The organism is Enterobacter chuandaensis, from assembly GCF_039718975.1.
Classification (GTDB): Bacteria; Pseudomonadota; Gammaproteobacteria; order Enterobacterales; family Enterobacteriaceae; genus Enterobacter; species Enterobacter chuandaensis.
Map to the genome: position 1 here is coordinate 3,472,377 of NZ_CP097173.1, position 14,508 is coordinate 3,486,884.

Annotated in this window: 15 protein-coding genes; 5 read left to right on the forward strand and 10 right to left on the reverse strand. The window is 55.4% G+C overall.

The window, feature by feature from the left end; translation table 11 throughout:
• Positions 1-6 precede the first annotated feature (6 nt).
• Entirely contained in the window at positions 7-1,512 is a 1,506-nt protein-coding gene (locus tag MX657_RS16740; protein ID WP_119915364.1) for a CoA-acylating methylmalonate-semialdehyde dehydrogenase, read from the reverse strand.
• Positions 1,513-1,804: 292 nt separating this feature from the next.
• On the opposite strand from MX657_RS16740, the gene MX657_RS16745 reads away from it, so the two are divergent.
• Positions 1,805-2,638, forward strand: a complete 834-nt coding sequence (locus MX657_RS16745) for a MurR/RpiR family transcriptional regulator (protein ID WP_023338648.1) — start codon at positions 1,805-1,807, stop codon at positions 2,636-2,638.
• A 72-nt stretch (positions 2,639-2,710) separates the two neighbouring features.
• On the opposite strand, the gene MX657_RS16750 is transcribed toward MX657_RS16745, so the two are convergent.
• The 5 genes from MX657_RS16750 to MX657_RS16770 form a co-directional block, all read right to left on the reverse strand.
• Entirely contained in the window at positions 2,711-3,091 is a 381-nt protein-coding gene (locus MX657_RS16750; protein WP_346806200.1) for a DUF1641 domain-containing protein, read from the reverse strand.
• Entirely contained in the window at positions 3,091-4,287 is a 1,197-nt protein-coding gene (locus MX657_RS16755) for an NAD(P)/FAD-dependent oxidoreductase (RefSeq protein ID WP_346806201.1), read from the reverse strand. Before MX657_RS16755 ends, MX657_RS16750 begins: the two co-directional genes overlap by 1 nt.
• 217 nt (positions 4,288-4,504) lie before the next feature.
• Positions 4,505-4,867, reverse strand: a complete 363-nt coding sequence (locus MX657_RS16760) for a YcgJ family protein (RefSeq protein ID WP_346806202.1) — start codon at positions 4,865-4,867, stop codon at positions 4,505-4,507.
• A gap of 560 nt (positions 4,868-5,427) precedes the next feature.
• On the reverse strand, positions 5,428-5,697 hold the full coding sequence (locus MX657_RS16765) for a hypothetical protein (RefSeq protein ID WP_346806203.1): 270 nt from the start codon (positions 5,695-5,697) through the stop codon (positions 5,428-5,430).
• Between the two features lie 12 nt (positions 5,698-5,709).
• The gene (locus MX657_RS16770) at positions 5,710-6,252 is read right to left on the reverse strand and encodes a hypothetical protein (protein ID WP_346806204.1); all 543 of its coding nucleotides are present in this window, start codon (positions 6,250-6,252) and stop codon (positions 5,710-5,712) included.
• A gap of 347 nt (positions 6,253-6,599) precedes the next feature.
• On the opposite strand from MX657_RS16770, the gene MX657_RS16775 reads away from it, so the two are divergent.
• Positions 6,600-6,818 (forward strand): DUF7661 family protein, encoded by a 219-nt coding sequence (locus MX657_RS16775; protein WP_346806205.1) that lies wholly within the window; start codon positions 6,600-6,602, stop codon positions 6,816-6,818.
• A 146-nt stretch (positions 6,819-6,964) separates the two neighbouring features.
• On the opposite strand, the gene guaA is transcribed toward MX657_RS16775, so the two are convergent.
• A complete protein-coding gene (gene guaA / locus MX657_RS16780; protein WP_346806206.1) occupies positions 6,965-8,542 on the reverse strand; it encodes a glutamine-hydrolyzing GMP synthase in 1,578 nt (525 codons plus the stop codon).
• A gap of 192 nt (positions 8,543-8,734) precedes the next feature.
• Positions 8,735-10,201, reverse strand: a complete 1,467-nt coding sequence (guaB, locus tag MX657_RS16785) for an IMP dehydrogenase (RefSeq protein ID WP_014884799.1) — start codon at positions 10,199-10,201, stop codon at positions 8,735-8,737.
• Positions 10,202-10,360: 159 nt separating this feature from the next.
• Here guaB and xseA point away from each other — a divergent pair, with 159 nt between their 5' ends.
• The 3 genes from xseA to MX657_RS16800 are packed head-to-tail and all read left to right on the forward strand — an operon-like array spanning position 10,361 to position 13,163.
• A complete protein-coding gene (gene xseA / locus MX657_RS16790) occupies positions 10,361-11,734 on the forward strand; it encodes an exodeoxyribonuclease VII large subunit (RefSeq protein WP_346806207.1) in 1,374 nt (457 codons plus the stop codon).
• A gap of 58 nt (positions 11,735-11,792) precedes the next feature.
• On the forward strand, positions 11,793-12,812 hold the full coding sequence (locus tag MX657_RS16795; RefSeq protein ID WP_080328428.1) for a M4 family metallopeptidase: 1,020 nt from the start codon (positions 11,793-11,795) through the stop codon (positions 12,810-12,812).
• On the forward strand, positions 12,813-13,163 hold the full coding sequence (locus MX657_RS16800) for a protealysin inhibitor emfourin (RefSeq protein ID WP_006811517.1): 351 nt from the start codon (positions 12,813-12,815) through the stop codon (positions 13,161-13,163).
• On the opposite strand, the gene MX657_RS16805 is transcribed toward MX657_RS16800, so the two are convergent.
• Both MX657_RS16805 and MX657_RS16810 read right to left on the reverse strand, forming a co-directional pair.
• Positions 13,160-13,381, reverse strand: a complete 222-nt coding sequence (locus MX657_RS16805; RefSeq protein WP_080328427.1) for a zinc ribbon domain-containing protein — start codon at positions 13,379-13,381, stop codon at positions 13,160-13,162. The genes MX657_RS16800 and MX657_RS16805 overlap by 4 nt on opposite strands.
• A 50-nt stretch (positions 13,382-13,431) precedes the next feature.
• Positions 13,432-14,466, reverse strand: a complete 1,035-nt coding sequence (locus MX657_RS16810) for an oxidoreductase (protein WP_346806208.1) — start codon at positions 14,464-14,466, stop codon at positions 13,432-13,434.
• Positions 14,467-14,508 lie beyond the last annotated feature (42 nt).

Genomic DNA, 14,508 nt, shown 5'->3' on the forward strand with positions numbered 1-14,508 from the left:
CTCCTGTCAGCCCAGCGTCGGCATGGAGAACGCAGCGCCTGTCTCCTGCTGCATTTCCGGCCAGCGCGCGGTGATGGTTTTCATTCGGGTGTAGAAACGCACACCGTCATTGCCGTGGACGTTGAGCGCACCAAAAATCGAGCGCTTCCAGCCGCCGAAGCTGTGGAACGCCATCGGCACCGGGATCGGCACGTTGACCCCCACCATGCCAGCCTGCACCTCTTCGCAGAAGCGGCGCGCGCAGCCGCCGTCGCGGGTGAAGATCGCCGAGCCATTACCATATTCATGGCGATTAATCAGATCCACCGCGCTGGCGTAATCTGCTACGCGCACCACAGAAAGCACCGGGCCAAAAATCTCTTCTTTATAGATGGTCATCTCCGGGGTGACGTTATCAAACAGCGTCGGCCCGACGAAGTAGCCCTGCTCGTGGCCCTTCACGCTGAAGCCGCGCCCATCCACGCGCAGTTTCGCCCCCTGAGTTTCCCCGCTGTCGATGTAGCCCAGCACCTTGCTGCGGTGCGCGGAGGAGATGAGCGGCCCCATTTCGTTTTCCGGCGACTGGTCCAGGCCCGGCCCGACGCGCAGCGCGGCAATCTGTTTTTCCAGCCGGGCGCAAAGGTCGTCGGCGGTTTTATCCCCCACCGCCAGCACCACGGAGAGCGCCATGCAGCGTTCCCCCGCCGCGCCGTAGGCCGCGCCCATGATGGCGTTGGTGGCCATCTCCATGTCGGCATCCGGCATTAAAATGCAGTGGTTTTTCGCGCCGCCCAGCGCCTGACAGCGCTTACCGTGGGCGGATGCGGTCTGGTAAATGTATTCCGCAATCGGCGTAGAGCCGACAAAGCTCACCGCCTGCACGCGCGGGTCAGTCAGGAGCACGTCAACGGACTCTTTATCGCCCTGAACCACATTGAAGACGCCGTCCGGCAGGCCGGCCTCTTTCAGCAATTGCGCCAGCGCGAGCGCAAGAGAAGGATCTTTTTCCGACGGTTTCAGCACGAAGGTGTTGCCGGTCGCCAGCGCAATCGGGAACATCCACATCGGCACCATCGCCGGGAAGTTAAACGGCGTGATCCCGGCACAGACGCCGAGCGGCTGCATCAGCGAGTGGCTGTCGACGCCCGTGCCGACGTTGGCAGAGTGTTCACCCTTTTGCAGATGCGGGATGCCGCAGGCAAACTCCACCACTTCCAGGCCACGGGTCAGTTCGCCCACCGCGTCGGAGAAGACCTTGCCGTGCTCTTCGCTGATAATGCGGGCCAGGCGCGTCATGTTCTCCTCCAGCAGCGCCTTGAAGCGGAACATCACGCGCGCGCGCTTAAGCGGAGCCTGGCGCGACCACGCAGGAAACGCCTGCTGCGCGGCGGCAATGGCCTGTTCGGTTTCCCGTGCCGTACTCATCACCACCTGGCGGATCTGCTCGCCGGTGGCCGGGTTGAAGATCGCCTGAACGCGCTGGCCTGAACCGGTGACACATTCGCCGTGAATAAAATTCGCTACCGTCTCCATCCTTAACCTCTCGCTGTTGATACGTGACTGTTACCTGAACACTGTGTACTGAACACTATATATGAAACAAATATTCCATTTTAAGTTGAAATAAAATAAATGATGATTATTGTGATCAAGGATGGATTTTTATGTTAACAGGCAACAACACTGACGCCGCGTGCGCTATTAAGGAATTTCGGGCGAGGAAATGGCTGAAGCTTCTGTTTCATTTTTGTTGCCAGATGGATGGCCGACATTTAAAAGGCGCGGTTTTGCGTTTAGAATCATAAGACTGTATTTGGGGGATAACATGACGACAGCAACCAGCCTGAACGAACTGCAGCAACAAATCCGCGATCGCTACGATAGCCTGAGCAAGAGGCTGCAGCAGGTCTCCCGCTACGTGCTGGATAACACAAACAGCGTGGCCTTTGATACGGTTGCCGTCATTGCCGAGCGCGCCGACGTGCCGCCCTCAACGCTGATCCGCTTTGCCAACGCCTTTGACTTCACCGGCTTTAACGAAATGAAACAGCTGTTTCGCATGAACCTGGTGGAGGAGACCGCCAGCTACAGCGACCGCGCCCGGCTGTTCCGGGAGATGGAGAGCGAGGCCGTGCCGGAAACGCCGCTCGATATCCTGCAGGAGTTCGCCCGCTCGAATGCGCAGGCGCTACAGCAGCTGGCCGCCCGTGCAGAGCCGGAAATGCTGGAGCGCGCGGTGCAGCTGCTGGCCGACGCCGACACTATCTACATCGCCGGGCTGCGCCGCTCCTTTAGCGTCGCGGCCTACCTCACCTACGCCCTGAGCCACCTGGAATGCCGCCCTATCCTGCTCGACGGCATGGGCGGGATGCTGCGCGAGCAGATCAGCCGCATTAAGGCGCGCGACATCGTGGTGTCGATCAGCTTCTCGCCGTACGCGGAAGAGACGGTGATGGTCAGCGAAACCGCCGCCAGCGTCGGCGCACGGCAGATCGTGATTACGGACAGCCAGATCAGCCCGCTGGCGACGTTCAGCGATCTCTGCTTTGTGGTGAAAGAGGCGCAGGTGGATGCGTTTCGATCTCAGTCGGCAACGCTGTGCCTGGTGCAGTCGCTGGTGGTGGCGCTGGCGTATAGGTTGGGTGGCGGGGAGAAATAGCCCCCAATGCCGTTTGGTGGGCCGGGTAAGGTATAGACGATACCCGGCCGCCTGAAGAGCATTAGCCAGACATTAACGGCTTCTTATCTCGGGGCAATCAGAATAACTGACGGAATAGAGGGAATTCAGACGTTGCCCCGTAATCTGTAACACCCGCAGTAAAAGCATGATGCCGCGGCGGGTATCAGGATCGTTGAGCATGGCAAACACCTGCCGAAGCGAAATATCCCCTTCCCGGTTAATTTGCTCTCCCCAGGCCATACGTAGCGCGGTTCCCCCTTCCCAACCGACGGTTACCACATCTTCAAATACGGCAGCCAGCTTTTCGACCATCGCGCTGTCGGTCATTTCCAGCATGTCTGCTGCTAAGGCCAGCAGATCAACCAAATTATTCAGGCGATTGCCTGCCATCAGCGGGGCAAGGCTTTTAAGTAACTGTTCCTGTTCACTCATTAGAACATCCCCCTCACGACACCCCAATAGAGACCACGGTTAAAACCGTTTCGCAGCATGCCGCCGAGTTTCGTCGCAGGCATGGGCGTCACGTCATTGCGATAGTCATACACCAACGGCATACCGGTCCAGAGCCCCATCTGCGCAACGGCCTGAACCCGTCCATCATAATGGTTACCGCTTCCGGGCGGTCTGCCGTACAGCTCCGCCACAATGTTATCGGCAACGATCGGCGCCTGGTTGTGGCACGATCCCCCAGCTTTACTGATCGGGAGGTCAACGGTATCGCCGATCACATACACCCCTTCCAGGCCGTAGACGCCCAGCGTTTGGTGATCCGTCGGCAGCCAGCCTTCACCGTTCTGAACCTCACTGAGTCCCGTATTACGCACCGCTTCGACCGCCCTGATGGGAGGCGTTGCCATCAGGATGTCGAAGTTCTGCGAGTCGCCCTCGGCGGAATAGGCAATTTTGCTGTCAGGATCGACATGGCTTAAGGTAAAGCCGCGCTGATGCTGTATCCCTTTGGCAGCAAAAATATCGCCCAGCGCCTCCCCAACCGGACGCTGCAGGAACAGGCAGTTTCGCAGCAGCTGCGCGACGGTCGGATAGGTATAAACAATCTCAACCTGATTACGTACGCCGCGCTGGCGCAGATAGTCGTCAACCATAAGCGTGGTTTCAATAGGGGCGATGCCGCACTGATGGGGAACATTCGGCGTTTCCGGGAAAGAGACGGTAATAAATATTCGCCCCTTTTTAATGGTGGAGAGCTTATACGCTAATTCTCTTGCCGCCGCGTATTGATAAAAATGGTCGCCCGCTTCGGCAAGGCCAGGGATTTTTTGCGGGAAAGGCGTGCAGCCGGTTGCGATAACCAGCAGATCCCAGTCGTAATGTTGCTTACTGGCCCCGTACAGTCGACGCTGTTTAAAATCGAACGACTCAATCTTATCGGTAATAAATCGAATTTCCGGACTCAGTAACTGCCGTTCAGGCCGGGCCAGCTCATGATGATGGAAGAGGTTAAACGCGACGTACATAAACGCGGGTTTGTAGTAATGCACCGGTGATTCGGAAATCAGTACCAGCTCTACCTGACCGGCAGCAATTTCACGTCGTAATTTTCTGGCCAGCAGGTTGGCAACAATGGTTCCTCCCGTGCCGCCGCCGACAATCATTATGCGGTTTTTCATTCCTTTATTCGCTCATGGTAGTGAATGGGAATTCACGTAACCAGACCGCTTCACTGTTACGCTCAGCTAAAGGGTAGTAACAGAGTAATATTCCGCAATACAACTTTTAACTAGAAATTTAATTTTGACAATCACATCATAATTTATAATGTACGCTACAAAATATAATTTATATCCCTATAACGTACTCTTTTCCTGTGGTCTCTTTCCATCACCATTATTCGCCAAAGAGCAGCTTTGTGTACTTTTTAGATATAGCCCCGGAGCGCTGTCCGTTCGCGCCATAATAGCGATCTTCACGGCACAGTCGTTCCTTCACATCGCAGAAAATACCGTTGGCAAAGGTGAATTCGGTCAGATCGACATTGCTCGACGTGAACACCTCGTTTGCAGCAGCCTTCTTACCGAGATACGTCTCTGTCAAATCGCGGGATAATCCCTTGTCATTCGCGCATACATATCGGTCGCAGAGCACGCCCGATACTGGCGACTTGAGCCTGGCGGGGGTCCTGGCCTGAGCGGACATGGCGGACACGGCCAACAGCGCGGCCATAGAGCATGCGAGAATTGACTTGTTCAAGATGATAATCTCCGTTGGTTAATGCGTGCCTGCTTTGCACCGGGCGCGGTGGAACCATGATGAGGGTGAAAAACCCTGGAGGGTTCTGAGTTTCAACAGGAAACGCCCCGTATGGCTTTTCGTCGACTGAAACGTCGTCGAAAGTTCAGCTCGGAGGCAATTGTAAGGGCCCTATCCCGGTGAGCCATGCGATTTTAGAGACCTGAACTAATATGCTCTAAACGGAGTGGGCTTGTGGGACGGGTTAGGTCCGTTCTGAGCGAATTACAGACAATAACCATAAAGTTATTGCTGAGGTCAGAAAGACCCAGCATTTAATCTTGTGCAAAACGTAACTAGCCCTAAGGCGCCACACCTGTTTTTAAGTCAAATTATCGATGTAAAACCACCTGATAGCTCATTGCTTTGTAAATCAATATAGTTCAAAAAAATCCTGAGTAGATGGTTTTGTGTTAAGAATTATTCACCATCATGTTAAATGAAAGTAGATTTGAGCATAAAAAGGTAAACTCCTTTTAAAACAGATAGTTAACTAAGGGCTTGCAACATTCTTACAGAATTTATATAAATTTTAAGTGCTTACTTCCTTTGAATGCTTTCTTTAAATCCTTTTGAAATTTATTAATGAGCTTGTCTGCATAGTCTTCTGCGATATTCATCGCTTTAGCCTTAACAACAAAGATGAGAGAAGTCACATCATTTTCGCGCCCGCAGTTTGCGCACACAATCAGCGAGCCATGAAGAGGGGCGTAGTTTTCGTGTGGCAATGCAAACAGCACGGAGTGGCAGAAAGTACATCTCAGGCCGATGGATTTCTTCAGTTCTTCCATGTGGCTTACCTTTTATAAAAGTCCGGTAAGAGAACCAGCAACACCGCCTACCACAGAAGAAGTGAGTGGATGCTCTAGGAACTTTGTTAAAAGCGACTTAGCTTCTGCCTTTTCTTCTGAAGTCGCTTCAGCACGGTCAATTTTGTCTATCACTTCCTGAAAGACATTGTAAATATTCTGCGTATTACCATCACCTACCTGAGCTGACCCGGCAACATGGATAGCGCCAATGGTATAACTGCTCCTTGCAAGTTCATAAGAGCGGTTCTTACCGTGCTTAACCGACAGCGCGCGGCTCTGTCCTTCTTCTGTTAATACCACACGATCGTATCTGGTTGACATGTTTTTCAACAAGCCGCGTGAATGGCATCTATTTATAATTCCAAATAAATTTTCTTCTGACCAACTATGTAACTTCTCTATTTCATTACGATCCCCTTGCCCCTGAGCAAAACCCCAATACGTATCCTTTATAGTTCCCCCGATTCGTTCCATATCGTCATTCATAAAAATCAATAAAGCATCAATATCGTTTTGAATTTTATCCGAATCCATTTTTATTCCTTTTTAACAGAGTGCTGAAGTTGAGATCTAGGGATGTATAGCCATTATAATTTACGCCTGAGCTTGACGTTCATACAATTTATCACATTTAGAGAATAATACATGGACACAATCAGAGGTGTAAGCTTCCCTGCAAAAAGAACCATCAACTTTTAGAGACTCTGGCACTCCAACTTCCATTGTTGGCACAAAGCAGACAGAGCAGATACAGAAGCATGATGTCCGTTGTGAGCGAGGTGCGAACGCTGACCTTTCATATTTGTACGATTCACTCTCTGGCCTGCGCTGGCGTATGTATCATAGATGCAGGCACTCACTAGCATGGTCGGAGATTGCATATGCTGATATATAACGTTTTTGAACGGCATATTGGCGTTCAACGTATGAATGATTGGTGGCTGGTATTTCGTGCTGACCTGACGGAGAGAAAGTTTTCTCGGCTCTATGACATCGCTATTCCAGACGATATGACTGAAGGAGAGATTGCCGGCTGGCTGGGTGACATTTTCCATGAAGCCGCAACCGATCGTCATCCAAATGTGGAACGCATCGAATAAGAATTTAATGGTAAGCCTTACATTGCGCCCGCTCCTGGCACTAACCTGACATGGTGTTGCCAGCCACATCCCAAAAAAAAGCCCGCAATCCGCGGGCTTAGAGATAATTTAGAACCTGTTACTACCAGACGTTTCCGGTTGGGAAATCATTCCCACTCAATCGTAGCCGGTGGTTTACCGCTGATGTCATACACCACGCGGGAAATACCGTTCACTTCGTTGATGATGCGGTTAGACACGCGGCCCAGGAAGTCATACGGCAGGTGCGCCCAGTGCGCGGTCATGAAGTCGATGGTTTCCACCGCACGCAGGGAAACCACCCAGTCGTACTTACGGCCATCGCCCATCACGCCGACGGAGCGAACCGGCAGGAACACGGTGAACGCCTGGCTTACCTTGTTGTACAGGTCAGCTTTGTGCAGCTCTTCGATGAAGATCGCGTCCGCGCGACGCAGCAGGTCGCAGTACTCTTTCTTCACTTCGCCCAGCACGCGCACGCCCAGACCCGGGCCCGGGAACGGGTGACGGTAGAGCATTTCGTACGGCAGACCCAGTTCCAGGCCGATCTTACGCACTTCGTCTTTGAACAGCTCGCGCAGCGGTTCAACCAGACCCATCTTCATCTCTTTCGGCAGGCCGCCCACGTTGTGGTGAGATTTGATGACGTGTGCTTTACCGGTAGCGGAGGCCGCGGATTCGATCACATCAGGGTAGATGGTGCCCTGCGCCAGCCACTTCACGTCGTCCAGCTTCAGCGCTTCTTCGTCGAACACTTCCACGAACACACGGCCGATGATCTTACGCTTGGCTTCCGGATCGTTCTCGCCTTTCAGCGCGTCCAGGAAGCGCTGCTCGCCTTCCACGTGAACGATGTTCAGACCGAAGTGGTCGCCGAACATGTCCATGACCTGCTTCGCTTCGTTCAGACGCAGCAGGCCGTTGTCCACGAAAACGCAGGTCAGGTTTTTGCCGATGGCGCGGTGCAGCAGCATCGCGGTCACGGAGGAGTCCACGCCGCCGGAGAGGCCGAGGATCACTTTGTCATCGCCAACCTGCTGGCGGATACGCTCAACGGCGTCGTCGATGATTTTGGCCGGGGTCCACAGGGCTTCACACTGGCAGATGTCACGCACGAAGCGCTCCAGCATGCGCATACCCTGACGGGTGTGGGTCACTTCCGGGTGGAACTGCACGCCGTAGAAGCGTTTTTCTTCGTTCGCCATGATGGCGAACGGGCAGCTTTCGGTGCTGGCAACGGTCACGAAGTCAGACGGGATGGCGGTGACTTTATCGCCGTGGCTCATCCACACGTCCAGCAGCGGTTTGCCGTCTGCGGTCAGGGAGTCTTCGATACCGCGCACCAGCGCGCTGTCGGTGACCACTTCTACCTGCGCGTAGCCAAATTCGCGCTCGTTAGAGCCTTCTACGTGGCCGCCCAGCTGCATTGCCATGGTCTGCATACCGTAGCACACGCCGAATACCGGCACGCCCGCTTCGAACACATACTGCGGCGCGCGCGGGCTGTTCGCTTCGGTGGTGCTTTCCGGGCCACCGGACAGGATGATGCCGCTTGGATTGAATTCGCGAATTTGTGCTTCCGTGACATCCCACGCCCACAGCTCACAGTAAACGCCCAGCTCACGCACGCGACGCGCCACCAGCTGAGTGTACTGAGAACCGAAGTCCAGGATGAGAATGCGATGTTTATGAATGTTTTCCGTCATTGACGCTAATTCCGAGGCAAGAGAAACAAAAACAGAGCGCCCGATTTACTCGTCGTCTTTCAGGCTGCAGGTGCGTTGGCTGCGTCCATTCGCCCCGGTCATATAGTTAACTATGCTCCCGGGGTCTCATGGACTTGCCGCCTTCCTGCAACCCGAAATCCATAGAGTAACTGGATCGGGCGCGGAAACTTATCAGGAGCCCAGACGGTAGTTCGGGGACTCTTTGGTGATCGTCACGTCGTGAACGTGGCTCTCCTGGATACCCGCACCGCTGATGCGTACGAATTCCGCTTTGGTACGCAGCAGGTCAATGGTACCACAGCCGGTCAGACCCATACAGGAGCGCAGGCCGCCCATCTGCTGGTGAATGATCTCTTTCAGACGGCCTTTATAGGCAACGCGGCCTTCGATACCTTCCGGTACCAGTTTGTCAGCGGCGTTATCGGTCTGGAAGTAACGGTCAGAGGAACCTTTGGACATCGCGCCCAGAGAACCCATCCCACGGTAAGATTTGTAAGAACGGCCCTGGTAGAGTTCGATTTCACCCGGGGATTCTTCGGTACCGGCGAGCATGGAGCCGACCATCACGGCAGCTGCGCCCGCGGCGATCGCTTTAGCGATGTCGCCAGAGAAGCGGATACCGCCGTCAGCGATAACCGGAATACCGGTGCCTTCCAGCGCTTCAACCGCGTCAGAAACCGCGGTGATCTGCGGAACGCCCACGCCGGTCACGATACGGGTGGTACAGATAGAGCCAGGGCCGATACCCACTTTCACCGCGCTGCAGCCAGCGTCAGCCAGGGCACGCGCGCCTGCGCCAGTTGCCACGTTGCCCCCGATGATCTGCAGATCAGGGTATTTAGCACGGGTATCACGAATACGTTGCAGCACGCCTTCGGAGTGGCCGTGTGAGGAGTCAATCAGCAGCACGTCAACGCCCGCAGCAACCAGCGCGTCAACGCGCTCTTCGTTACCAGCACCTGCGCCAACCGCAGCGCCGACGCGCAGACGGCCATGCTCATCTTTACAGGCGTTTGGTTTACGTTCAGCTTTCTGGAAATCTTTAACGGTGATCATGCCGCGCAGGTGGAAGTTCGCATCCACAACCAGCGCTTTCTCAACGCGTTTTTCGTGCATTTTCGCCAGCACCACGTCGCGGGTTTCGCCTTCGCGGACGGTCACCAGACGCTCTTTTGGCGTCATGTAGACGCTGACAGGCTGGTTCAGGTCAGTCACGAAACGCACATCACGACCGGTAATGATGCCGACCAGTTCATTGTCTTCGGTCACAACCGGGTAACCCGCGAAGCCGTTACGTTCGGTCAGGGCTTTCACTTCGTGCAGGGTGGTGGTTGGCAGAACGGTCTGTGGGTCGGACACGATACCGGATTCATGCTTCTTCACGCGGCGAACTTCTTCCGCCTGACGCTCGATAGACATGTTTTTGTGGATAAAGCCAATGCCGCCTTCCTGTGCCAGGGCGATAGCCAGGCGCGCTTCCGTCACGGTGTCCATTGCCGCGGAGAGCATAGGAATGTTCAGACGAATGGTTTTCGTCAACTGCGTGCTGAGGTCGGCAGTATTCGGCAGAACGGTGGAATGAGCGGGAACGAGGAGGACGTCGTCAAACGTCAGTGCTTCTTTAGCGATACGTAGCATGGGCAATATCTCTGACCTGGGTGGTTAAATATTGCCGTGGCATTATACAGAGCGTAACCGATTGCATCCACACTTTTTTAAAAAAAATGCTTGCGCTCACCTCTCAGCAGGTTACTATCGACTGAATAACTTGCTGATTTAGAATTTGATCCCGCTCACATGTTATCCTCTCAATCCCCCTCAATTTATACTGTCAGCCGCCTCAATCAGACGGTGCGTTTGCTGCTTGAGCAGGAAATGGGGCAGGTCTGGATCAGCGGCGAAATCTCTAACTTCACGCAGCCGTCCTCCGGACACTGGTACTTTACCTTAAAAGACAACACCGCTCAGGTGCGCTGCGCGATGTTCCGTAACAGCAACCGTCGCGTGACGTTCCGCCCTCAGCACGGCCAGCAGGTTCTGGTTCGCGCCAATATCACCCTGTACGAGCCGCGCGGCGACTATCAGATCATCGTAGAGAGCATGCAGCCTGCGGGCGAAGGCCTGCTGCAGCAGAAATATGAACAGCTGAAAGCCATGCTCTCTGCCGAGGGGTTGTTCGACCAGCAGTTCAAAAAACCGCTGCCCTCACCTGCCCACTGCGTTGGGGTCATCACCTCGAAAACCGGTGCGGCACTGCACGATATTTTGCACGTGCTGAAGCGTCGCGACCCTTCCCTGCCCGTCATTATCTACCCGACCGCCGTTCAGGGTGACGATGCGCCGGGCCAGATTGTGCGCGCCATTGAACTGGCAAACGCCCGTCAGGAGTGTGATGTATTAATCGTCGGGCGCGGCGGCGGCTCGCTGGAAGACCTGTGGAGCTTTAACGACGAGCGTGTGGCGCGGGGAATTTTTGCGAGCGTTATCCCGGTGGTGAGCGCCGTCGGCCACGAAACGGACGTGACGATCGCGGATTTTGTCGCGGATCTGCGTGCGCCTACGCCGTCCGCAGCGGCGGAAGTGGTCAGCCGCAACCAGCAGGAGCTGCTGCGTCAGATTCAGAACGGTCAGCAGCGCCTTGAGATGGCGATGGACTATTTCCTTGCCAACCGTACCCGCCGCTTCACCCAGCTTCATCATCGTCTTCAGCAGCAGCATCCTCAGCTGCGCCTTGCCCGTCAGCAGACCGTGCTGGAGCGCCTGCGCCAGCGGATGAACGTTGCGGTGGACGCGCAGCTTAAGCGCGCGGCGTCGCGCCAGCAGCGCGTGACCCAGCGCCTGAACCAGCAGAACCCGCAGCCGAAAATCTATCGCGCGCAAACGCGGATCCAGCAGCTGGAGTATCGCCTGGCGGAGACTCTCCGGGCGCGCCTGAGCACCACCCGCGAACGTTTTGGCAATGCGGTGACCCATCTTGAAGCGGTCAGCCCTCTCTCCACGCTGGCGCGCGGCTATAGCGTGACGACGGCAACGGACGGCAAAGTGCTGAAGCAGACCAAACAGGTGAATGCCGGCGATGTGCTGACGACGCGTCTGTCAGACGGCTGGGTTGAAAGCGAAGTGAAATCAATTAAACCGGTGAAAAAGACGCGTCAGCGTAAAAGCGGATAATTCTTCGCCGGTTACTTACTATACTGCTGCTATTCCCTTTTTTAATAAGGAGAGCAGCATGCCCCATCTTCATAGCGTTATTCCCCCTTATATTCTTCGTCGTATTATCGAAAGCGGTTCCGAGCCGCAGCAGCGCTGCGCCCGTCAGACCTTAACCCACGTCCAGACACTGATGGCCCACATGCCCGGCAAACCCGCCGCGCCGCACGTCAATAAAGCCGGACAGCTGGAGCGTGATATTTACGATGCGAAGCAAACTCAGGAGCTACCGGGTACCCAGGTGCGCTATGAGGGCCAGCCTTCCAACGGCGATGTGGCGGTGGACGAGGCGTACGATTATTTGGGTATTACCCATGATTTCTTCTGGAAGGAATATCAGCGTGATTCGCTCGATAATAAAGGTCTTATTTTGACCGGCACCGTGCATTACGGTCGGGAATATCAGAACGCCTTCTGGAACGGTCAGCAGATGGTATTCGGCGACGGCGACGGGGAAATCTTCAACCGCTTTACGATTGCCATCGACGTGGTGGCGCACGAGCTGAGCCACGGCGTGACCGAGACCGAAGCCGGGCTGATCTATTTTGAACAGTCGGGCGCGCTGAACGAGTCTCTGTCTGACGTGTTTGGCTCGCTGGTTAAACAGTACCATCTGAAGCAAACCGCCGATAAAGCAGACTGGCTGATTGGTGAAGGGCTGCTGGCGAAAGGGATTAACGGCAAAGGGCTGCGCTCGATGTCTGAACCCGGCACCGCCTACGACGATCCCCTCCTCGGCAAAGACCCGCAGCCCGCGCACATGAAAGATTTCATCAAAACGCGCGAGGATAACGGCGGCGTGCATCTTAACTCCGGCATCCCTAATCGGGCATTTTACCTGGCCGCAACGGCGATCGGTGGCTACGCCTGGGAAAAAGCGGGTTATGCCTGGTACGACACGGTTTGCGATCGCAATCTGGCCCAGGATGCGGATTTTGATGCCTTCGCAAAACTGACGATAGCGCACGGCGAGAAACGCTCCGGTAGCGACGTTGGGGTGGCGATAAAACAAGCCTGGGAACAGGTGGGAGTGCTGTAAATGCAGGTTCCGGAACTGACGGATGACGCCGTGGTTGAGCTGGCCCGGGAAGGCGGCGTCGCTTTTATCCCTAAGCTGAGCGGCCAGCGTACCATCGCGCTCTCTTCGCTTAATGAGGCCCAGCGCCAGCGTCTGGTTAGCATCCTGGAGCAGGCTTTCCCGCGCGGCCAGCCGCCCGGTCAAGCCTCTTCCCCAGGCAGCGGTGACCAGCGCTATTTCCGCATCCAGATTATCTGGACCGGCCAGAATCAGGCGCACTACGCCGATATCATCGTGCTGGTACCCGAGCAGGAAGCGCCCGAGTCGCTGGTCGAGCTGTGGCAGAAAGGCGAAGGCTGCGTGTGCGATTAGCCTTCGGCCCGAACAAACTCCACGCGTTTTTTAGAGATAAGACCGTGGCCGTTCTGGCAGAAATAGTCCACCGCACCGCAGGCTTTTAATACCTGGAGTGGCTGATGACACTCCGGGCAGCGGGCGTCGAGCGCGATATCTTTATTACAGTTTTCGCAGTGCGCGACCCCGTTCTGGGGCTCCAGCGGCGCCTGGCAATCCGGGCAGGTAATCGTCATGGTGACTCCTTCAAAGCGTTCAGGTCTGTGAGAATTTTACCACGTCGCGTTCAGTGCGGGCCACGTAACTGTTGCTGCAAGGTCAGCAGCAGCGTCACTTCCTCGATCCTGCGGCGCGTCGTGCGGCTCACCTCGTGCGGATCCCGTTCAAAGAGACTTTTTGCCCCCAGAATATGCTCCGCAAGACAGTGCTCGTAGATCGTACCGGGAATATGCCAGCGCTGAATACCTTTGCCCTCAATGAGCTCCAGCACATCTTCCGCGCCGCGTCGGTCGTAGTTGATAATGCGCTCGTCGCGTAAATAGAGCCGCAGACCCTTTTGTCCGCCCGCAGGTCCCGCGTATTTGTTAAGCCAGATGTCCACCGGCACGCCGCTGATGCTTCCCTGCAAGTGCGCCTCGCCTTCCGCCGTGGTCAGGTCGCCCTTGGCGATATCGCGACCCAGGCGGTCTTTTGCCGTAACCACCTGCAACGTCATATCGTCCTGACCGCCCAGATAGCGCACCGTTTCACGCAGCATCGCCAGTACGTGCGTACCGATATCCAGAATCACGCCATCAGGATGGCGAAGCGTTCTCCTGTCCGGTTCTCCGGTCGCGAAATTGAGCGCGATGGGTTCCCCTGCGGCGTTATATCCGCTCGGCTCCTGCAAAAAGCCCTCGATTCTGGCGATGTCAGAAACATGGTCAACCAGCGACTGCTTCACCGTTTCCATGCGCGCCATCCAGTGGTCAAGTGCCAGCACGCGGGATGCGACACCGGGCATTGCCAGCAGCGCGTTGAGTTTTTCGATTTGAGGAAGCGTGGCGACAATCGGTTTTTCAACCACAATCCGTGGGATCGGCGAGGCAATCGCCTGCTCAAGCACCTCAAGGTGGTGCAGTGACGCCGTGGTAATAAACAGAGTATCAAGCGGATGGGAGAGGAGTTCAGCCAGTGTGGCACAGCGCGTTACGCCCTCCGGCTGTTTTACGGGCTGGATATCAAAACCCAGACAGTGAGGGAGATTATCAAAGCATTTTCGTATTGCGGGCAGGTAAGCTGTTTCAACGACTGCGCCAAGACCAACAAACCCTAACAGCATGTTCTTACCTCGTCGAATAAATTGCCGGGGCATAACGCTGCC